Annotated in this window: 14 protein-coding genes and 1 riboswitch; of the genes, 8 read left to right on the top strand and 6 right to left on the bottom strand. The window is 45.1% G+C overall.

Annotation, left to right across the window (positions count from 1 at the left end):
* Positions 1-35: 35 nt before the first annotated feature.
* Both MKX35_RS01615 and MKX35_RS01610 read right to left on the bottom strand, forming a co-directional pair.
* Complete coding sequence (locus MKX35_RS01615; RefSeq protein ID WP_076299895.1) at positions 36-2,363, bottom strand: TPM domain-containing protein; 2,328 nt, start codon at positions 2,361-2,363, stop codon at positions 36-38.
* 171 nt (positions 2,364-2,534) lie between these two features.
* Positions 2,535-2,678 (bottom strand): hypothetical protein, encoded by a 144-nt coding sequence (locus tag MKX35_RS01610; RefSeq protein ID WP_167348483.1) that lies wholly within the window; start codon positions 2,676-2,678, stop codon positions 2,535-2,537.
* Positions 2,679-2,969: 291 nt separating this feature from the next.
* On the opposite strand from MKX35_RS01610, the gene MKX35_RS01605 reads away from it, so the two are divergent.
* Positions 2,970-6,092 (top strand): EAL domain-containing protein, encoded by a 3,123-nt coding sequence (locus MKX35_RS01605; RefSeq protein WP_076299894.1) that lies wholly within the window; start codon positions 2,970-2,972, stop codon positions 6,090-6,092.
* A gap of 171 nt (positions 6,093-6,263) precedes the next feature.
* Here MKX35_RS01605 and MKX35_RS01600 read toward each other — a convergent pair whose 3' ends face one another.
* Positions 6,264-7,358: a GGDEF domain-containing protein gene (locus MKX35_RS01600; RefSeq protein WP_076299893.1), complete on the bottom strand. Its 1,095-nt coding sequence runs from the start codon at positions 7,356-7,358 to the stop codon at positions 6,264-6,266.
* Positions 7,359-7,602: 244 nt separating this feature from the next.
* On the opposite strand from MKX35_RS01600, the gene MKX35_RS01595 reads away from it, so the two are divergent.
* Positions 7,603-9,120, top strand: coding sequence for a methyl-accepting chemotaxis protein (locus MKX35_RS01595; RefSeq protein WP_076299892.1), 1,518 nt, complete (start codon positions 7,603-7,605; stop codon positions 9,118-9,120).
* 51 nt (positions 9,121-9,171) lie between these two features.
* Here MKX35_RS01595 and MKX35_RS01590 read toward each other — a convergent pair whose 3' ends face one another.
* Positions 9,172-9,687 (bottom strand): nucleotidyltransferase family protein, encoded by a 516-nt coding sequence (locus tag MKX35_RS01590; protein ID WP_076299985.1) that lies wholly within the window; start codon positions 9,685-9,687, stop codon positions 9,172-9,174.
* Between the two features lie 262 nt (positions 9,688-9,949).
* Here MKX35_RS01590 and MKX35_RS01585 point away from each other — a divergent pair, with 262 nt between their 5' ends.
* From MKX35_RS01585 to MKX35_RS01565, 5 genes are all read left to right on the top strand, one after another.
* Positions 9,950-11,554, top strand: coding sequence for a sensor histidine kinase (locus MKX35_RS01585; RefSeq protein ID WP_269321837.1), 1,605 nt, complete (start codon positions 9,950-9,952; stop codon positions 11,552-11,554).
* Positions 11,551-12,279 carry a LytR/AlgR family response regulator transcription factor gene (locus MKX35_RS01580; protein WP_042184277.1) on the top strand — a complete coding sequence of 243 codons (729 nt, stop codon included), beginning with the start codon at positions 11,551-11,553 and terminating at the stop codon, positions 12,277-12,279. The genes MKX35_RS01585 and MKX35_RS01580 overlap by 4 nt, the downstream gene beginning before the upstream one ends.
* Positions 12,280-12,417: 138 nt before the next feature.
* Positions 12,418-13,656, top strand: coding sequence for an L-lactate MFS transporter (locus MKX35_RS01575; RefSeq protein WP_076285219.1), 1,239 nt, complete (start codon positions 12,418-12,420; stop codon positions 13,654-13,656).
* Between the two features lie 334 nt (positions 13,657-13,990).
* Positions 13,991-14,599: an RNA polymerase sigma factor gene (locus MKX35_RS01570; RefSeq protein ID WP_076299891.1), complete on the top strand. Its 609-nt coding sequence runs from the start codon at positions 13,991-13,993 to the stop codon at positions 14,597-14,599.
* A complete protein-coding gene (locus tag MKX35_RS01565) occupies positions 14,560-15,528 on the top strand; it encodes a hypothetical protein (RefSeq protein WP_076299890.1) in 969 nt (322 codons plus the stop codon). The genes MKX35_RS01570 and MKX35_RS01565 overlap by 40 nt, the downstream gene beginning before the upstream one ends.
* Before the next feature lie 273 nt (positions 15,529-15,801).
* Here the strand turns inward: MKX35_RS01565 and odhB are convergent, their stop codons facing one another.
* Together odhB and MKX35_RS01555 are read right to left on the bottom strand one after the other, a co-directional pair.
* The gene (gene odhB / locus MKX35_RS01560; protein ID WP_076299889.1) at positions 15,802-17,076 is read right to left on the bottom strand and encodes a 2-oxoglutarate dehydrogenase complex dihydrolipoyllysine-residue succinyltransferase; all 1,275 of its coding nucleotides are present in this window, start codon (positions 17,074-17,076) and stop codon (positions 15,802-15,804) included.
* Between the two features lie 52 nt (positions 17,077-17,128).
* A complete protein-coding gene (locus MKX35_RS01555) occupies positions 17,129-19,996 on the bottom strand; it encodes a 2-oxoglutarate dehydrogenase E1 component (protein WP_042184285.1) in 2,868 nt (955 codons plus the stop codon).
* Positions 19,997-20,467: 471 nt separating this feature from the next.
* Positions 20,468-20,552, top strand: a riboswitch (cyclic di-GMP riboswitch).
* 27 nt (positions 20,553-20,579) lie between these two features.
* On the opposite strand from MKX35_RS01555, the gene MKX35_RS01550 reads away from it, so the two are divergent.
* Positions 20,580-20,735, top strand: a complete 156-nt coding sequence (locus MKX35_RS01550) for an anti-repressor SinI family protein (protein ID WP_256716334.1) — start codon at positions 20,580-20,582, stop codon at positions 20,733-20,735.
* Positions 20,736-20,857: the final 122 nt, after the last annotated feature.

The following is a 20,857-nucleotide window of genomic DNA, read 5'->3' as shown; positions in this document are numbered from 1 at the left end:
AAGCAGGCTGGAAGAGTCTTTTGTTTGGAGATAGTCTACCACTTGGATCCGCCTGATGAATTTCGGCCGGACTTCCCTCCGCCGCCCCAAGAAGATCCGCCGGAGGATTTGCCACCGCTGCCGCCTCCACCCCAGGAGGAGCCACCGGAGGAGCGTCCTCCACCGAATCCACCTGATGAAGGTGGGCCAGAGGACATTCGCTTGCGAGCCTGCGCGCGACGTTGCTGTTCTCTCATCATAGCTAATTGAGCTAGTCGTTCTTCTTCTTCCTTCTGACGAACGAGTCGGTTCGATTCATTCACAAAGGAAGTGATCTGTGAATCATAAGAACGGCCAAGGGACTCCAGTTCCTCAAGATTATAAGGCCGGGATGCCAGGCGATGATCCAGTGCACTGTATTCCGGCAGTAAGGATAGCTCGAAGTCAATTCTAGAAGATAATCCTCTGCTATGCAGCATTCGCTGGGTCGTTTCCACCCGGCTTTGCCCTTCGGAAAAGAGGCGAGTGACCTTATCCAGTCTTTCATGAAGTGCATTTAGACTTTCTGAGACACCATCGAACTGCCTTGCAGCTTCATCTAGGAGGGACAGCAACTGTTCTAGCGCATTGTGGGCCTTATCATATTCGCCGCGCTCATCACTAGTCCAATTCTCAATCTGCGCCACTTCACTAGCACCTTCCCGAAGGCGTGTGCTCCACTCTGTAAGGATGTTCTCCACAGTTGACACATGCTGTTCTTCAAAATACATACGCGCTTCGGTAATCCGGCTTTGCAGTCCGTCTCGCCGCTGTTTTAATTGGCTCCATTCGGTGCGGAATGTCTCTAAATCTCTGCGGTTGTTCTGCCGAAGGAGTGCTTGTTGTTCTGTCATAGCAACAGCCTCATCCAGGAGAAGGTCAAGAGTGGCGCCAATCTTGCGCACCTCATCCATATCTCCAACACGCAGCGGCGCTTCAAGCGTCAGCGATTCTGCGCGGGCCTGCTCCAGACGGTCAAATGGTTTTACCTTCATGTTGTGGAGTGAATTCTGCTCGATGATGTTTGTGATTTTGGTACGGGCTGCAGCTAATACCGTAGGGAACTGGTTTAGCTTATCATCGTAGAGATCGACATCCTTCAGGTCTTGTTCAATCTTTTCTTGGCGATCTTGTGCATCCTCGGTAATTTCTTGTGCGGCGATAGGGTCAAAAAGCTCCAATTGATCTGCCTTAGAGGTCTCCTCGGCAAGCTCCTTGAGCTCTTCTACAATTTCTTGAAGTGCATAGCCAGTTTCTTTAACCGCACCTTGTAGCTGCTCTTCAAGCTCTGGTGCATCCTCTTTCAGCTCTGTAATTCGCTGTTTAACATTGCGATCAGCTTCACTGATGACAGCAATGTTCTTCTCTTCCTCCTCAAGCGCTGCGCGGAAGGAGTCCTCTGTCTGCTGTAATTGTTCCACGGCTGCCTTAAGGGCAGTCAAACGATAAAAGGGTGGCTGTAAACCTTGCCCATCACTTTGCAGAGAAGAGATTTCAACGAGCTTTGCAGAGAGTCGTTTTGAAATGCCTTCTACCAGTACCTCGGTTTTTCCCTGAACGATCCCTTGAAATGGCTTTAATGACTCCAGTGCTCGATTCGCCCGTACTAGCAAATCGGATAACTGCTCTTGTTGTACGTTTAGCTGTTTGCGTCGACGTAGACCTGTGATCACTATAAATAGCACAAGTAGTATTAGTACGATTCCGATTAGAACGGCGGCAATCGTAAACATGGAGCTACTGGAGCGGCTTCCTGTACTGACCGAGTTCCCTGGTTTACCGGAGGTTCCATTCCCTAAACCGCTATTCGTACTGCCAACTGCGCTACCGCTTCCTGCACTTCCTCCAGCATTTCCGGTACTCTCCCCGATGGTATGAACCGCTTTAATTAAAGCCTTTGTCCCTCCAGCGAAGTCTCCTTCTCTGGCATAAGGGATGAAATAAGTATCAAGCAGCGCTGTAATGGCAGCACTTCCTGATTTCCCTCCCTGATTTTGGGACCAGGCATTTAACGAGGTTTGAAAGCCAGGATTGTTAAAATTAAGTTCAATGGACTGATCGCCAGCAGAGATCAGCAAGAGAATATCGCGAGTGGACAGTCCCCATGAGGCGTAAGTATCCTCGGCGTATCTATCGGCCGGAGTACCGTTTAAGGAATCTACGGTGAGTACATGCATAGTAACGAGATCTCCAGTGGCAGCAGCAGAAATGGACGTCGCTTCTGCGGAACTAAACATTCCAGCTTTATCGGTTACTAATCCCTGTTGAGCAGGGATTTCGGCGGCGTATGCAACGGGTATCCATAACACGCTGATCAATAAGAATAAAGCTAAATACTTTTTCAAGCTGACACGCTCCAATCTGAAGGACTTTGTATTCAATATATTATGCTGATAATTATACTATATCATTAACCTTCACGTGACGCGGGGATACTCCTATTCTTACATGGCTGCCAATCATACAAGCAAAAAAAGCCGCATTCCCTAAAGGAATGCGGCGAATATTCAGAAAGATTATCTTGTCGGCAGACAAAGAATGTATTGCAATCTGGATTTAATTTCTTTTTGCCATTTTAAATCTCCAACTTTAACGGCAAGATTGAGCAGATCCAGATAATCGTCAACCTGTAGTGTTGTTCGGGTAGAGGTAACGTTCATGGGTGATCAGTCTCCTTTTAACTTAAATATAGTAAAGTGAAATCAATAACTTATTTAATAATGATAATCATTATCAACTTGTATCATTATTGCTATTATCCACATTTTCCATCTAAAAAGCAATATAAAAATGTAGCATCCGTAATTTTATATAATTTACAAAGGGAAGGGTTCATTGCTGGGATTTGCGTATATTATGTGACGAGGAAAGAAAAAGCAGGGGTATTGCCATATTTTGTCGAATAACATTTAGGATATTACTGTAAATTCAGTAAAAAGGGGGAATGAGCGATGAAGCAGTACAGACTGTTGCTTCTGATTAGCATTCTATTTATGCTCTTACCTCCTACTGCCATTCACGCCGAAAGAAAGGAGATCGAATATCAAGTAGAGCTGGAATATCCACCTTATAAATATATAAAAGATGGGTACATGACCGGTTTTGATATTGAATTGAGTAATATGATCTTTGAGAAGCAGGATTACGATGTCCACTACAGTACAGGGAAGTGGCCTGATGTATATAATCGGCTCGTTCAGGGAGATATCGAAACAGCGGGTCTAATGGCAGTAACGGAAGGACGACAACAAGAGTTGTTATTTTCGGAACCTGTTTTCAAAAGCTATATTTCAATCTACGCAAGGCGAGGGCTTAAGGGTGAGATCGATTTAAATAAGCTTGGAGGTTATAAGGTAGGTCTAGGAAACGCCCAGTATTCTGAAACAGTACTGAACGGGAAACTGGGAATTAATGATTACGTAGAATATGCAACGATTCCTGAAGCCTTGGAGGCTTTAGAAAAAGGGGAGATTGACCTTCTATTTGAGAATCAGGAGGTGGTCGATTATCTGCTCGTTGAACAGGGGAAGACGGACAGTATTATTAAGAAAATGAATGATCTTTATCCCAGGGATGTGGCTTTTGCAATCAATAAGTCTACACCGGAGTTAGTTTCTTATGTTAACGAGAGATTGGAGGAATTAAAGCATTCGGGTGCTTTTGAAGAATTGTACCAGAACTATTTCTTCGTTCATTCTGATTATTATAAAGGCATGATCCACAAAAGATGGGTTTACGGAGCAATCCTTCTATTCTGTCTTCTTATTCTGGGTGGAGTCCTGCTTAAAATGAATATTAATCGTTTACGGCGTGCTGTTTATTCAGAGCATCAATTTTTTGAGGATGTTATAGAGCATAGTGGCATGGTAGTTTGGGCGGTGCAGACAGATAAAAAGGTAGTGCGGTTTAACAAGTTCGCTGAGCGGATGACGGGTTTAAGCGAAAAAGAGGTGCTGGGAGTAAATATTGAGGATATCGATGGTCTAAAAGGTAGTACGGCTGCAATCCGTGATCTTTTGATGCGGGCAATACGGAATGAATATGTTAACAACGTAGAAATTAAGCTCCCAGACCAGTCATCTGAAGCGCGATATTTCTCATTCCGGACAGCCTTATTAAAAGGACTTGATAAGCAAGCAGCCGATATCTTTCTACTTGTAGGTGTGGATATCGATAATCGTAAACAAAATGAGCTGAGGCTACAGCTAAGTTATAGGGAATTGGAAGCTACATACGAAGAGCTCTCAGCGACAGAGGTCGATCTACAGGAGCAATTTAATAGGCTTCAAATCAGTGAACGACGTTTCCGGCTCACGACAGAAGGTTCTGGTGCATATATGTGGGAGTTTGATTTGGAGGCGAGACGATTTAATTTATCAGACCGATGGTATGACCTCATAGGTTACACGAAGGATGAAATCAACTCGTTTGAAGAGGGAGCTTTTAGTATTGTTCATCCCGATGACCTAGCTTCAACCCGTAAGCTTAAACATGATCACCTGGAGGGTGTTACACCTATTTTCGAAACGGAGTTCCGCATGATTACCAAGGACAATCAAATCGTGTGGTTTGAAGTTAGGGGTAAGGCTACCGTTAATCCAAAGGATGAAGTTCTGTTATTTATGGGCTCCTTGATTGATATCAGCGAGCGGAAGCAAGCGGAGCTTAATCTGAGCAACAGCTACCAAGAACTTGGGGCGACCTATGAGCAGCTCGCGACCACTCAACAGGAGCTTCTGGTACAATATAATATGCTTCTAGACAATCAGAAACATATGCATCGTCTGGCTTATGTGGATGCGCTTAGTAACTTACCTAACCGTTTATGTCTGCTGGAGACCATGGAGAAGTATCTAAAGCATCCGGGAGGGAAATTTGCACTACTGTTTTTAGATTCAGATAATTTCAAATACATCAACGATACCTTAGGTCATAAATCCGGGGATGTACTCATCCGGAAGGCAAGTGAGAGATTGCAGTCACTGATGCGGGAAGGAGATATGCTCTCACGGCTAGGTGGAGATGAATTTGTTATTTTTATTAAGGATACAGAGGACCGTGAGGCTGTATTGAATCTGGCAGAGCGTATAATGAGAGCGTTCAGGCAGTCCTTTTTAATAGGAGAGAGTAATCTATACGTCTCGCTAAGCATCGGAATTTCCTTTTATCCAGAGGATGGGGAGACGGCCGAGCAAATTTTGAGTAATGCGGATGTGGCGATGTACCGTGCTAAAGAGGATGGCAAGGGAACTTATGTAGTCTATGACAAATCGATGCATACAGCGTTTAATGAACGAATGAATATAGAGAAACATTTGCGCAGTGCAATGAACAATAATGAATTTGAACTGAACTATCAGCCCCAGATGGATATCGAATCCGGATTCATCTCAGGCTTTGAAGCATTAATTCGTTGGAACAGCCCATCGCTTGGTTCTGTATCTCCACTTTCGTTTATAAAAATTGCTGAGGATTCCAGACTGATCATCGATATTGGTGAATGGGTGCTTCGTGAATCTTGCATCTTTATGAAAGGTATTCAAGATCGTACAGGTATTCCTTATAAAATATCGGTCAATATTTCGATTATTCAGCTATTCCAGAACGATTTTATCGAGATGGTACAGGATAGTCTGGCAGTAAGTGGCCTAAATCCAAGCTGTCTTGAGCTGGAAATCACGGAGTCTATTTTTATGAAATCATTTGAGAGTATTCTGGGTAAGCTGCAGTTTCTTAAATCTAAGGGCATTAGTATCGCCTTGGATGACTTCGGAACGGGTTACTCATCACTTAGCTATTTGCAGCAATTGCCGATTTCAACGCTCAAGATGGATAAAACCTTTATTGATTCACTCTCAGAAAAAGCTAACAGCCAGTCTTTTGTGCAGTCCATTATACAGTTGGGGCATAATATGGGACTGAAAGTTGTAGCAGAGGGTGTAGAAGAGGTTATTCAGATGGATTTGCTCAAGCAATTAGGCTGCGACAAGGTTCAAGGCTACCTGATTAGCAGACCTGTGCCGAAGCAGGCAGTCTTAGAGCTTTTGGAAACACAGAGGCGCTATGGGATTTAGCAGTCAGATTCAAACAGATGAACACAAACAAGCCCGTGAAAAGATCCGTGGGCTTATTTGTTCAAATATAAGAATTTATAAGTCTCACGCTATATATTATCCTTATATTTCTCGCATAAACGCTTACCGTCCATTAGGGACGTCGAAGGCGTTTTTGCTTGTGTTCGGTCTTTAGCTGATTACGATTTTGTTCTTCCCGGTGTTCTTAGCCTCGTAAAGTGCATCGTCTGCTTTCTGAAATGTAGAGTTTTTGGAATCTGTTCCTATAAAATCGTGCATACCGATACTGACGGTTACGTTTTTATCGTTCATTTCCGCAAAGGGGGTATCGGAGATGGACGTTAGAATATGCTTCATAATCTCATGAGAATGATCAAGGGTTTTAGAAGTCAGGATGACGACAAATTCTTCCCCGCCAAAGCGAGCCGCGAAATCATCAGGACCGACATGCTCGAGGAGGATCGCTGCAACCTTTTGTAATACGATATCTCCAACGGAATGCCCATAGGAATCATTTACTTTTTTGAAGTTGTCGATGTCCATAACGGCTAGCTGCATGGGAAATGGATTACTCTGCTGATGATCGATCAGCCATCCTAAGTATTCATGAAACGTCTTATGATTATAAAGGTCCGTCAGAGGATCGATCTTGGATAGCCGATCCATGATTATATTCTGAATGCGTAATTCCTGTTCTGACTTTACGGAGTTCTCCAGCGATCTCATCAAATCACGCCCACGACCGATAACTGCAAAGCCTGCTAAAGCAGTAGCAGCAAAAATAAGAACAATAATGATAGTTTGGGTGATGGGGACGTATCCGTGATTAGATGCCTTGATGAATAAAATGATCGTGTACAGTAGACAAACAGCAGAAGAGGCTATCATATAACTAGACTTCATATAGATCATGGATACAAGCAGCGGCAGCAGCATAATTAATGACATTACATACAGTTCATCATTGAGATTGATGATAATCAGAAGCGCAAATAAATGGCTCGCTACTGTAATAGCTAGCTCGGACCATAGGGGTTTCCATCTATAGATAAATTCCAGAATAATGATCAAAGTCAATATGATGGAATCAGGAATCAGCGACTGAGTAATAAACTCTCCCATGGTTAGGGTATCCGAATGTTGGCCCCATAGGCATTGAGAAACAAACATATGAATACTTAAATCCACAATCAGGATGATCCAGAATGCATTAAGCAGCACGCGATTCCAATGGGTCTGACGAGGAGTTTGAGATGTAGTATGCATAATGTGTTCCTCTTTTCCAGTGGCAATTTGCTTATATATTCGACAATAATTACGGATTCCCTCTCGACCAATTATCTCCAAATATATTCGTATATTACGGTTACGTTGGTGTAGGTCCTCCAGGGATATGGATTTGCGTGTGGAAAGACTGATCGAAAAGGAATAGTATAGAAAGTATTTCCTTTAATTAACTCTGCTGATATAATGTTAGAATACATAACATCAATCGAGTGGAGTGGGAATAATGATGCAGATTCGCCCTAGCCAGATTTTTGTAGTCGTCCTGTTGCTCCTTGTCAGTGTTTACAGTTTGTTGATAGACATGTTCTGGATTCATAAGCTGGTAATCATCCTGCTTATGGCTTCTCTAGGCTGGGTCCTACTAAATTTGTCCCGCTACGGTTACCGCAAAGAAGCGCTGCTGAAGGAGTCGCAGAATAAAGTTGAGCTGCTTGGCAATGAGATTGTAGTTACTTCGGACCGACTGCATGGTGCACTCGAAGAAATCAGTCGTCATACAGAAGAGCTGCAGCGGACAGCAGATTATTCACATGAATACGAGATGGATTTGCGGATTCGCAGTAACGAAGCTAAAGCTAATATTGAAGGTGCTTATCAGACAATGGGCGGAGTAGCATCCGTTACCGCACATATCGAAGAGTTGACGGAGAGACTGGGGTCAAATATGAAATATGCTCGTCAAGGAATGACAACCATGGTTGATTCCTTGAGCATCGCAGATGCTGTGATGAAGGATTTACAGATGCAGAGCGGGGACATGTTAGCTAAGTTTACTATCTTGAGTAATCATATTGCGATGGTAGAAGAGATCAATACGCTTATTAACGGAATTGTGGATGAGACCTCACTGCTAGCGCTTAATGCTTCTATAGAAGCGGCCCGGGCCGGGGAACAGGGCCGCGGATTTGCGGTGGTGGCCAGCCGGATTCGGCAGCTGGCTGATCAAAGCAAGAGCTCGGTAGACCGTTCCTCTGGCATCTTGCTCGACATTAATAACGGAGTACAGCAGGTGCTGGAATCCGTGACGAAAGAGCAAGCTTCAGTGGAACGTGGGGTGAACGAGGTCGGCACTGTGAAGCTTCGACTCGATGATATTGCGTCGAGAGTCGATGAGGTAGGCAGCGCCGTAACAGAAACCATCGATGCTGCCGCGAAGCAGAGCAAGCTGATTGTTGAAGTGACGACGGAGCTGAGTGGGGCAGTGGCTATCGTGAATGAGACGATTGCCAATGTCGATCTTACGCTGGAACAGGTGACACGGCAGCGGAGCCAGATTGGGCAGCTGAACGAAGTCAGCGCTAATCTGTTAGCGGAGTCGCAATCGTTGCAGCAATCGGTTACCAGCATAGCAGCCCGAGAAGAAATCGAGATGAGCCAATATGCTGCCCGGCTTCAAGAAATGCAGAGTCTCTTGGAGACAATTTCAGCTAAGGAAGAACTGTACGACCCGGATACTGAAGTTCATCAAGGTGTTTTGACCTCTTACATTAAAAAAATTCCGGATGTACAAGCCATTTGGTCCAATCGGACGGATGGGACCTTTATCTATTCCGAGCCAGCGGCTGGCCTCTTGAATGCCAAGCGACGTGATTGGTGGAATGGGGCCATAAATGAAGGTCAATATGTCTCGAAGCCATATGTATCAGCGATTACGAAGCGTTCTTGTGTTACATTATCCAGAGCGATTAAGAATCGTCAGGGAGATGTCGTTGGTGTAGTAGGTATCGATTTGGCGGTGTAAAAAAACCAGGAAAGCAAGCCCTGCTATATTAGGGGCTTGCTTTTTGTTATTTTAGGTAGTGCTGATCTGCAACTGTTTCCACGTCGCCTGCCAGTTCTTTTTAATAACGCGTTGTTTATAAATAGGGAGTAAGCTCGGGTTTTCAGTAAAATGTGGGGTAGGTCGTAATACTACATGAATAACATCGGAAATTCCGTGTGGAGCGACTAAGATGATTTTACCTGATGGATCTAGGGAGAGTCCAAGCGCTGTGGCGGTTTCCGGAAACTTGGATATCGCATCAACAGCTGATGTATAAGGTGGAAGTTGATTGACGGTATGCATTCTTGCTTGATTTTTAACAGACCAGGGAACATTGGGGTTTAAATCTCTTAGCTTCGCCTCCCAATCCTTCTCCACTTTCTCTTGAAGATTGCTGTCGTCATAATAAATAACATCAATATCGGGCAAAGGTGTCCGTTCTTCGAAGCCATGAAGGGTGTCCCAAATTTTTGCACGCACAAAGCCAGCGCAAACCCACCAGTCAGGTAACTGCAACGATCTAGCATTTTCTAATATATCCATCATCCAGGGATCATTTTGTACAAGCTGTATGATATCTGCCTCGTGTTCTAATTTTTGCAAAACGCCCACCTCCGTATATGTATGCTTTTATTCTGTTCATATCATACAACAAGAGTTTCAATAGAGGTATTAAAGGATAGGCTGAATGGACAGAGGCATGAACTATCTTTATAATAAGTCGACATCTAGTCCTTTGGAGGCGGAGACCGTGCAATATACGTTTACGATTTTACTGCAATTATTCGAAAGAGCTGCACTACTGCTGATGTGTCTGTTCGTGCTGACTCGTCTGCCGCGGTTTAAAGAGATTTTTCAAAAAGGAACATACGCCCCGCAGGAGCTTGCCATAGCGACGACGATCTTCAGTTTATTCGCCATCTTCGGTACCTATAGTGGCATTAATGTGGAAGGCTCGCTTGTGAATGTGCGAATTATCGCCATCGTGTCTGGTGGGATTTTGTTCGGGCCATGGGTAGGACTCATAACAGGCATCATCTCAGGGGTTCACCGTTTTTTAATTGATATCGGAGGGGTAACCTCTCTTCCTTGTCTGATTACGAGTATTACCGCAGGGATTGTGTCAGGGGTAATATACCGCCGCACTTCTGGTGAACGTCGCTGGATGGCCGGTATTTTGGCCGGGATGGCCTGTGAAGCCCTGACGATGCTGCTCATTCTAGTGATGGCCGAACCGTCGTCGCTGGGTGTGGATATCGTGTCCAAAATTGCTTTTCCGATGATTATGAGCCAGATTAGTGTCGGTCTGATTGTCATGCTAGTGCAGAGTGTGGAAGGTGAAAAGGAACGGATTGCGGCGAAGCAGTCCAAGCTGGCACTGGATATTGCCAATAAGACCTTGCCTTATTTTCGCAATATTAATCCCGAGTCGCTTCGTACCATCTGCCAAATTATCAAAGAAGATATCGGTGCAGACGCTGTAGCTATTTCGGATACAAGACTCATTCTCGCTTACGTTGGTGTTGGGGAAGAGGACTATACTACGACCAATGAAATTATAAGTGAAGAAACTAAGGTGACGTTGTCCAGTGGTGAAATTACGATCCGTAACGACGATAGTGATTATGTGAATCCGGAGATTAAATCGCTGATTATTATTCCATTGAAGGAAAAAGGCGAAGTGACGGGAGCGCTCAAAATCTATTACACCAGAGCCCACAAGATCACTTATTCTCTACAAGCTATGGCTGTAGGTTTGTCGCAAATGATCTCTACACTAATGGAAGTATCGCGAGTTGAGGGCATTAAAGAAATGGCGAACAAAGCGGAGCTAAAGGCGCTGCAGACAAGCATTAACCCACACTTTCTGTTCAATGCGCTGAACGCGATTGCGTCCTCGATTCGGATTAACCCGGATAAGGCGCGCGAGCTGATCGTGAATCTGTCCGGTTATATGAGATACAATCTGGAGCTAACGGATGAATTCATTGATATTAAGCGCGAGCTGCAACAGGTTCAACAATACGTAGAGATTGAAAAAGCGCGCTTCGGAAGCCGGCTTAATGTCCTCTATGATATTGATGAGGTTCAGGTTCGGATTCCGAGTCTGATCATTCAGCCGCTTGTAGAGAATGCGATCATACATGGCATACTGAAGGTACGAGGGACGGGAACCGTAACGATTTCTGTAAAAGATCAAGGCGATAATGTGCGAGTTGGCATTCGGGATACCGGAGCTGGCATCAGCGAAGAAACCATAGAGAAGGTCTATGCTGGCGATATGCCGGAGAATAAGATCGGACTGTTTAATGTACATCAACGGGTCAAGCTCATCTATGGAACTGGTCTTACGATTCAGAGGCTCGATAAAGGGACGAACATTTATTTTGATGTCAAAAAGGAGGGTCTATGAGAGCAATTATCGTGGAGGATGAAGAGCTAGCAAGACAGGAACTGGCTTATTTAATAGAAACTCACAGTGGGATCGACATTGCCGCACAATTTGAAGATGGGCTGGATGCACTCAAATTTTTACAGGTTGAGACGGTAGATGTGATTTTTCTAGACATTAACATACCCTCGATCGACGGAGTACTGCTGGCTCAGAATATTAGCAGATTCTCGGTAAAACCTTATATAGTGTTTATTACTGCGTATAAGGAGCATGCCGCCGAGGCATTTGAGATTGAAGCGTTTGACTATATTCTTAAACCCTACAGTGAGGTTCGTATTAAGGCTATGCTGCACAAGCTAGAGGGGGCGTTCGCTGCTCGCGGAAGACAGGGGGAAGAGGAACGTAATCCAGTTAGTGATAAAGTGAATCTGTGGAAAAATGAAAAGATTATCGTAGTGAATGCTGATGATATTTATTACGCCTCCGCACAAGAGAAAAGTACGAGCGTAATAACTAAAGGTGAGGAGTATAGTATGGCGCTCAGCATCAGCGATTTTTATAATCGACTGCCGGAGGATCGTTTTTTTCGCTGCCATCGTTCCTATATCGTTAACCTGTCCAAAATCAAGGAAATCATCCCTTGGTTCAACAATACATACTTATTGCGCCTGCATGATTTGGAGTTTGAGGTGCCGGTAAGTCGAAGCAAGGTAAAGGAATTCAGGCAGATCATGCGCCTATAAATGCAGTTCATTCTTCATTTTCGTCATCTCATGCCAGATTTCTCTCAACATCCGCTGGTTTAGCTACAATAAAGAGGCAATAGAAGCTCTTGTAGCAGATCACGAGAGGGAAAGAAGGAATAGACCATGACTTCGACGATGGACAACAAAAACGCCAAACGGTGGCTTATCGTATTAGGAACAGTAATTATGCAGATGGGTCTAGGTACCATTTATACATGGAGCTTGTTCAATGCACATCTGGTAACAAAATTCGGATGGGAGCTTAATTCTGTTTCGATTACGTTTTCGATCACGAGCTTTGCACTCGCTTTTGCGACTTTGTTCGCAGGGAAATTGCAGGATCGTTTTGGTCTTCGCCGGTTAACTGCCGCCGCAGGGATTGTGCTTGGTCTAGGATTGATTCTTAGCTCTCAGGCGAATTCGCTTCTAATGTTCTATATATTGGCTGGTGTAATCGTTGGTTTTGCAGACGGAACAGCTTATATCACTTCATTATCTAACTTAATTAAATGGTTTCCGAATAATAAAGGCTTAATCTCCGGTGTGTCCGTGGGTGCTTACGGAACGGGGAGTTTGATTTTTAAATATATCAATGGTAGTTTGATCGACTCGGTGGGTGTGTCTAATACGTTTATGTATTGGGGCATGATTGTTATGGTGATGATTGTAATCGGTTCCTTACTCGTCAGAGAAGCTCCAGTACAAACGGCATCATTGGGTGCAGCAGCAACTTCGACTATCGCTAAACCAAAAGACTACACGGTAAAAGAAATGCTACGCACGAAAGAAGCTTATCTGTTGTTCATTATTTTCTTTACCGCTTGTATGTGTGGTCTGTATTTGATCGGTATTGTAAAAGACATCGGTGTGCAGCTAGCTGGACTTGATGTACAGACGGCAGCTAATGCGGTAGCGATGATCGCAATTTTTAATACAGCAGGACGTTTGATCTTGGGTGCCTTGTCTGACAAAATGAGCCGTTTGAAGCTGGTAGGCGCTTCGCTTGCAGTAACGGCAGCCGCTATGTTGACCCTTAGCTATGCGACGCTGAATTTCGGACTGTTCTTCACTTGTGTAGCTGCCATTGCATTCTGCTTCGGGGGTAACATTACAGTGTTCCCGGCGATTGTCAGTGACTTCTTTGGTCTTAAGAATCATAGTAAGAACTATGGAATCGTATATCAAGGTTTCGGTATTGGAGCCCTTTCAGGTTCGTTCATCGCCGTCTTCCTGGGCGGGTTTAAACCTACTTTCGTGATCTTTGGTCTCCTGTGTCTGCTGGCCTGTATCATCGCAATTTCGCTAAAACCGCCGGTGGAGAAAGCGAAAGAGAAGAAAGCGCTTCGGCTCAAAGCTACAGAACGGACGGCTTAAAGGTAAAAAGACAATAAATTAAACAAAGACGTACAAACTGACAACAGTTGTACGTCTTTTTTCTATTGGTGGGCAGTAGTCCGTGGAGCATGTGAAACAAAAAAACTAAGGTGATCTGAATTCAGAATGAATTACTCATTGGAGAATATTACAGAAACACGGTCCGTATTGCAGCTACTATTGATTTTTGGCTCATTCTGCTAGGGTTACTGACTGTATAGCTCTTATTAGCCTCTACATGTGTATAATTGGAGTGAATTTGGGAGAATAGTTCGGTTTACATAGGCACTTTTTTCGCTGCCCAAGTGTTATAGAAGATATAAAGGTTAAGGAGGTGCTTACAACGCCACAGGATTCGCTAGACCCAAAGGAGCTGGAAGAGTTAATCATTAGTATTCAAAAGGGCAATATCGAACGGTATGCTTTTATCGTTAGAGCTTTCCAAACGCCAATCTACCGCTATTGCTATCGTTTGTTAGAAAACAAGCAGGATGCGGAGGACGCAGTTCAGGATGTTTTGGTAAAAGGCTATCAATCTATCCATCAATACAAGCCGCAGATGCATTTCTCGGCATGGCTCTATCGAATCGCGTATCATCATTGCTTAAACCTGCTGCGCAGACGGCGTTTGCAAAAGCGAGTCATGAGTATCTTCAAGCCTGATTTTATGTCTGCAAGTCCTGAACAAGAGCTGGATGATCGGTTGTTTAATCCCTCATTGTCAGCCGCTTTAGCACAGTTGTCGCTGGAAGAGAGGAATATGCTTATTCTGCGGGTGTTCGAGGAAAAAACTTATGCGGAGATAAGCGAAATTCTTGGGGTCAGTCCCAATGCACTGACGAAGAGAATGAACCGGATCAAGCGGAAGGTGCAGGAAGCTATGAAATTGGAGGAGGAGATCAGATGGAACGAACCACAATCAGCGATGAATACCAAAATATAATTTATGCCTCAGCCGGGAATGAACTTCTGGGTGAGATCGATGTAGAAGAGAAGGTTATGGGACATATCCGTGGCATATCAGATCGAAAGCGATCATTCTCGCTCTCGCTGAAGACGATGAATAAAACAACGGCAGTTGCCAGTATGTTAGCTTTGTTCCTGATGATCTCAGTGACAGCGTATGCTGCATCGGAATATATACAGATCCGCAATAGTGAAGGCGTAGTAAAGGTTCAGCATGTTGCGCCGAATGAATCTGCAGGAGTAGCTTCCTATGATAAGTATGCACAGAAAGTAGATGCTTTCGCTAAACCGGGAGAATTGATCGCCTATCTTGTGAACAATAATGCAGGCGCAGCAGGCTTGGCAACAGAATTGTCTTTTAAGTATAAAGAGCAGCGGATAGGCGAATATTCTGATTTTTTGAAGGAAATCAAGCGGACAGGGGCGCCGATGCTTCCTGCATTGGCAGCAGGGTATGCTTTTGAATATGGGGTTATAAACCCTAATCATCCGACTACGGATGCGGAGAAGAACAGTTCTCTATATCAGGAGACGTTACAAGATCTTACTGCCCAAGCAAACAAAGATAAGGGAAGTAGTAATTTATTTATGAAGGCTATACCTTGGTCGGAACCAGGCTGGATCAGTGCAATTTATTCGAAGAATAATGCTTTTATAGGTATCTCTGCCACGATCATGCATGGCGGGAAAGTGTTCGTGGAGCAAGAACCTGAGAATCAAGCGGATAAGATTATAGTGGCTGGCACAGAAGTGATCTATAACAAAGTAGTGAAGGAAGAGGTAAGCTACGATTATCTGAATTGGTATAACGAGAAGCAGGATGCGTATTATACACTCAGCAGCTACGGAGATAAGATTTTGAGTAAGGAGCAATTTCTGCAGTTGGCTAGGGAGCTGTTGAAGTAGATTCTTGTAGTTTTGTAGTTACATGCGCTAAGTTAGTTGTACTATATACAATTAAAGTTAACTAATACCTTTATATAAGCCCTGTAGTTGTATTTAATACAGCTATTACTGGTTAGATTAGTGGAAATAAACGTTTTTACGGATTTTAGTTGTAGAGAATGCAATTAAGGAAGAGGATATGGGAGAGTTGATTCAGATATAAAAGAAGGTATCCCTAATGCGAAGCTTTAGGGATACCTTCTTTATATTCTTAAGTCGAAAGATCGATCAGGGTTAGCCTTCCAGCAGCAGTGCTTCTGGATCTTCCAGCAATTCCTTCACTTTGACAAGGAAGCTAACCGCTTCAGAGCCGTCAACGATCCGGTGATCGTAGGAAAGGGCGATATACATCATTGGACGGTTAACGGTTCTTTCTTCATCCAGTGCAATTGGACGCAATTGAATCTTATGCATCCCTAGAATACCTACTTGAGGGGTATTCAGAATCGGGGTGGATAATAGTGAACCGAATACACCGCCGTTGGTGATAGTGAACGTACCGCCTTGAAGCTCGGAGAGACTAAGTGTATTAGCGCGTGCCTTGGAAGCGAGTTCGCCAATCTGACGTTCGATTTCCGGGAAGCTGAGGCGATCTGCGTCACGGACAACCGGAACCACCAGACCTTCCTTAGCTGCAACGGCAATACCGATATCGTAGAATTTCTTAACGACCAGATCTTCACCGTCAATTTCTGCGTTCAGCAGAGGGTAGGTCTTCAGCGCACCGATCACGGCTTTGGTGAAGAAGGACATGAAGCCTAGTCCTACTTCATGCTTCTCTTTAAAAGCATCCTTGCGGCGCTTGCGGATGTCGAGGATCGCTGTCATGTCCACCTCGTTGAAGGTGGTCAGCATGGCTGCGGTCTGCTGCGCTTCTACCAAGCGGCTGGCAATCGTGAGCCGTCTGCGCGACATGCGCTTGCGCTCCACGTTCTTGCCATCCTCCGGCGCGGCTTTGCTCGCTGCCGGCTTCGCTGGCTCCGGCTTGGCTTGTGCCGCCGGAGCTACCGGTGCAGCGGCCTGTGGCGCTGCTGCACCATGACCCGACACATCGGCCTGACCAATCCGGCCGATAGGATCACGGGCGCTAACATCGCCGAGGTCGATGCCGCGCTCCCGTGCCAGCTTGCGTGCGCCCGGCGATGCCAGTGCAGCGGGGCTTTCGCCACCCGCTACAGCGACTTCGGGCGCTGCTACAGGTGCGGCTGCTGCGCTGCCGCTTGCCGGTGCCGCTTCAGGCGCTTTGCTCTCAGCGGCCTGCGGTGTACTGCCGCTAGCGGCTCCAATGATGCCGATGGCTTCGCCAACGGCTACGTTCTCGCCCGCTTGACGTAGGATGGAGGAGATGACACCCTCTACCTCCGCACTAATTTCCAAATTCACTTTATCCGTCTCTAACTCAGCAAGCACATCACCTTGACCTACCGTGTCGCCTTCTTTAACCAGCCATTTGTAGATGGTTCCTTCGGATATAGATTCTCCCAGATCGGGTACTAAGATTTCTGACACAGGCCGTTACCTCCCCAAACATAATGGTTTACGCTATTGTGATACCGTCCTCTTAAGAGGACGGTACAGCTGTTTGTACTTGTGAATTTGCTTTTAGGGCCTCTGAAACAATTCTACGCTGTTCAAAGCTATGAACATCTGCATAACCACTCGCAGGACTGGAACGTTCAGGACGTCCGATATATCTCACGCTAGTGTTTTGCGGTGCGATGGCCCGTAACCGAGGTTCGGTATAACTCCATCCGCCCATATTCTTCGGCTCTTCTTGCACCCAGACAATTTCCTGAAGGGATGTGAAGGAGCTTAAGTGAGCACTCAGTTCATGTTCTGGGAACGGATAGAGTTGCTCTAAGCGCAGTACATGTAGCCATGACCAATCTTTGTCTGAAGCAGCTTCTAGCTCTGTTTGGATGTCGATAGCTACTTTACCGCTGCAGACTACTAGACGTTTGACCTCACCTGGCTTCTGGCCTAGCAGAGGCTCAGCTAACACAGGCTGGAATTGTCCGGAAGCGAGCTCAGTTCCGGCAGATGTGCTGCGCGGATTACGAATGAGACTCTTCGGCGTCATAATCACCAGTGGTTTAGCGTCTTCCTGTCCACATAAAGCAGCTTGGCGCCGCAAGACATGGAAATATTGAGAAGCAGTGGTCAAGTTAGCAACGGTCCAGTTCTCTTCCGCGGATAACTGTAGGAAGCGTTCCAATCTACCACTGGAATGCTCGGGTCCCTGTCCCTCGTAGCCATGCGGTAACATGACGACGAGATTGCTGCGCTGCGTCCATTTCGCACGTCCAGCGGCAATGAACTGATCAAATATAACCTGACCTGCATTGGCGAAGTCGCCATATTGTGCTTCCCAGATGACGAAGGTTTCTGGTGCGAACACATTATAACCATACTCAAAGCCTAGCACAGAAGCTTCAGATAGCGGACTGTTATATACGCCAAAGGAAGCGCGAGAATTACTTAGCTGATGAAGCGGAGAGAATAATTCTCCTGTCTTGCTGTCGTGCAGCACCAGATGGCGGTGTGCGAAGGTGCCACGCTGTGCATCCTGACCGCTAAGTCGAATTGGCGTTCCATCCTTCAGGATGGTTGCGAAGGCGAGGGACTCAGCGAGTGCCCAGTCGACCTTTTCACCCTCATTCAGTGCGTCCTTGCGACGCTGCAGAATTCGCTCCAGTTTCGGATAGACTTGGAATCCATCAGGTACGCTCAGTAGCTCACGATTAATCTCTTGCAGACTGGAGATCGGTACGGCTGTAGTGCCTGCCGCTGAGCGATCTGTATGAAGAGGAATGAAGGCCTTTGGTTCTTTTTTCTTGTGATTGCCTTCCTTCATACTATCGTACGCACGTTGCAATACGCCTTCTGTTTCAACGTGCATCTTTTGTACATCTTCAGCTGTAAGAATTTTTTCACGCTGTAGCCGCTCCGCATACACCTTGTAAACGGTTGGATGATTGCGTACCTTACCGTACACGATAGGTTGTGTAGTTTCAGGATCATCCATTTCGTTATGTCCATGACGACGATAGCCGATGAGATCAATAACGAAATCCTTTTTGAATTGATTGCGATATGCACTAGCTAAACGAACGGCTGATATACAGGCCTCAGGATCATCAGCATTGACATGGATAATTGGAATTTCATATCCTTTGGCGATGTCACTCGCATAATGCGTTGAACGGGAGTCTTCGCTTTCTGTCGTAAAGCCGATCCGGTTATTAACAATGATATGGATCGTCCCGCCATTCTGATAACCTTGAAGTTTGCCAATATTAAGTGTTTCTGCAACAATCCCTTCACCTGGAAAAGCAGCATCGCCATGCATCAGTACCGCCATAGCTTTACTGGTATCAATCTTCGGCAATCCGGCTGTGCTCCGATCTTCTTGAGCAGCACGAGTGAAGCCTTCCACGACAGGATTGACGAATTCCAAGTGACTTGGGTTATTCGCTAGTGTTATTCTTGTGCGTACGGTTTCTCCTTCACGGACAGCGCGATCTGCACCCAGATGGTATTTCACATCACCCGTCCAGCCATAGTTAATGCCTGTAGAGCCTTCGGAAGGGAAAAGCTCCTTGTTCGGAGAATGATGAAACTCTGAAAATATAATGTCATAAGGTTTGCCCAAAATATGTGCAAGAACGTTGAGGCGACCACGATGCGCCATGCCCATCAGAATATGCTCTGCGCCGTCATGCGCAGCAGCGCGTACGATTTCATCCAGCATCGGTACGAGAGCGTCATTGCCTTCCAAGCTGAACCGCTTCTGACCCACAAAGGTTTTGTGGAGGAAGGTTTCGAATTGCTCTACTTGGATCAGGCGGTTTAGCAGCTCTTTACGTTCTGCATTATTTAAAGGCGCTGGTGAGCTTGTGGATTCTGCCTGTCTGTTCAACCATTTCAGTTCTTGTTCTTCATGCACATGCCCGAATTCATAGGCGATTGTCTTGGTGTAAGCCTGACGCATACGCTGAACTGCATCCCATCCGGTATGCACATCATTCGGCGCATTCTCCCAAATGAGCGTGGCAGGTAGTGCGAGCAGATCCTCACGAGTCAGCTCATAGGTTTCGAGTTCAAGATATTTAGCCATGGGATTGTGATCGCGCTCAAGCGGATCAATATCAGCGGCCATATGGCCATATATACGAATATTAGCGATTAGCTTGGAAGCTCTTACTGCCTTTCTAAGCCATTCGGTGTCTCCCGAAATGCGAGGCTGTGGAGCCGGTTCGCTATCCGGTGTTAGGGGTGGGGGACCCGAATTTGTAAAAAGCTCGCGATAATTATTCTCTACGGTGGAAGGATCTTTCACAAACTGTTCATATCTTTCTTGAATGTAGCCTAAATTGGGTCCGTAATACTTACTCCAAATGGATTCGTTATAGGGCTCTTTGGCTGCCATGAATACATCCTCCTTAACGGATGAACTCCATACGTGACATTTTGTGTCAACGCTTACTGGAGCTGTGATGATTGCGGTTTCATTTCTCATCTTATTGTGCTACTTTCCACACGTGTAATCAATTCATTCTTTCGTCCAATACGTTCGCAAAATGGTATGGGTTAGCTTGTTCTAATGAAAAGAACGCTGTTTCTCCTCATTACCCATTCCTAAGGCCCACTAAAATGATTCTAATATCCTTATTTTTAACTAATAGGGAAGGAAGTATCATTATATTGGCTTAATTAATTTTATGAATGGGACGAGTATCGTGTTAATAGGACAAGATATCGCACAAAATCGCTTCTATTTTTTGTTTTTTAATGGAAAAACTAATCAGAAATCGACACACTTTTCCACTTTAGTATAGTATAATGTTATTGCAGTTAGCGATTTTCATATATTTCAAAGTAGATCCTTTCGTGTAAAGGGTCCAGTAAAAGGTAAACCTGCCGAAAGGCAGGGGCACAAAGTCGCGGGTCTAAGGTAGAAATACTATGACAGCCGGATTGCCTGGGGACGTAAAATCTTAGGAGGAGATTTTTTGGACAAGTCCAACCAGGGAAGCAACAGAGAACAGCAGTTCATTGATCTAGACGTTGAGTGGGTACATTTATTATTAGCAGCTAAGAAGGCTGGCATAAAGGCAGATGAAATTCGTCGCTTCTTTCATGAGAAGACTGTGCAAGCCGTGCAGTAATACATTCAGAGCATTAGATATCAAAAGAGCACAGCGATAACTCGCTGTGCTCTTTTTCTTTATATAAGAATCTATAAGTTTCAGACTTGGTCCTTATATTCTGCTAGAATTCAAACGCCTTT

This window comes from Paenibacillus sp. FSL R5-0923, assembly GCF_038009145.1.
Taxonomy (GTDB): Bacteria; Bacillota; Bacilli; order Paenibacillales; family Paenibacillaceae; genus Paenibacillus_AQ.
The sequence above is the reverse complement of the archived record's forward strand: the minus strand, read 5'-3'. Positions and strand labels throughout refer to the sequence as shown.

Bases quoted from the DNA above. Each gene is read 5' to 3' on its own strand.
- MKX35_RS01565 (WP_076299890.1), top strand. From the start codon at position 14,560: ATGGAACGAACCACAATCAGCGATGAATACCAAAATATAATTTATGCC.
- MKX35_RS01580 (WP_042184277.1), top strand. From the start codon at position 11,551: ATGAGAGCAATTATCGTGGAGGATGAAGAGCTAGCAAGACAGGAACTG.
- MKX35_RS01590 (WP_076299985.1), bottom strand. From the start codon at position 9,687: ATGATGGATATATTAGAAAATGCTAGATCGTTGCAGTTACCTGACTGG.
- MKX35_RS01595 (WP_076299892.1), top strand. From the start codon at position 7,603: ATGATGCAGATTCGCCCTAGCCAGATTTTTGTAGTCGTCCTGTTGCTC.
- MKX35_RS01605 (WP_076299894.1), top strand. From the start codon at position 2,970: ATGAAGCAGTACAGACTGTTGCTTCTGATTAGCATTCTATTTATGCTC.
- MKX35_RS01585 (WP_269321837.1), top strand. From the start codon at position 9,950: ATGTGTCTGTTCGTGCTGACTCGTCTGCCGCGGTTTAAAGAGATTTTT.
- MKX35_RS01555 (WP_042184285.1), bottom strand. From the start codon at position 19,996: ATGGCAGCCAAAGAGCCCTATAACGAATCCATTTGGAGTAAGTATTAC.
- MKX35_RS01575 (WP_076285219.1), top strand. From the start codon at position 12,418: ATGGACAACAAAAACGCCAAACGGTGGCTTATCGTATTAGGAACAGTA.
- MKX35_RS01600 (WP_076299893.1), bottom strand. From the start codon at position 7,358: ATGCATACTACATCTCAAACTCCTCGTCAGACCCATTGGAATCGCGTG.
- MKX35_RS01610 (WP_167348483.1), bottom strand. From the start codon at position 2,678: ATGAACGTTACCTCTACCCGAACAACACTACAGGTTGACGATTATCTG.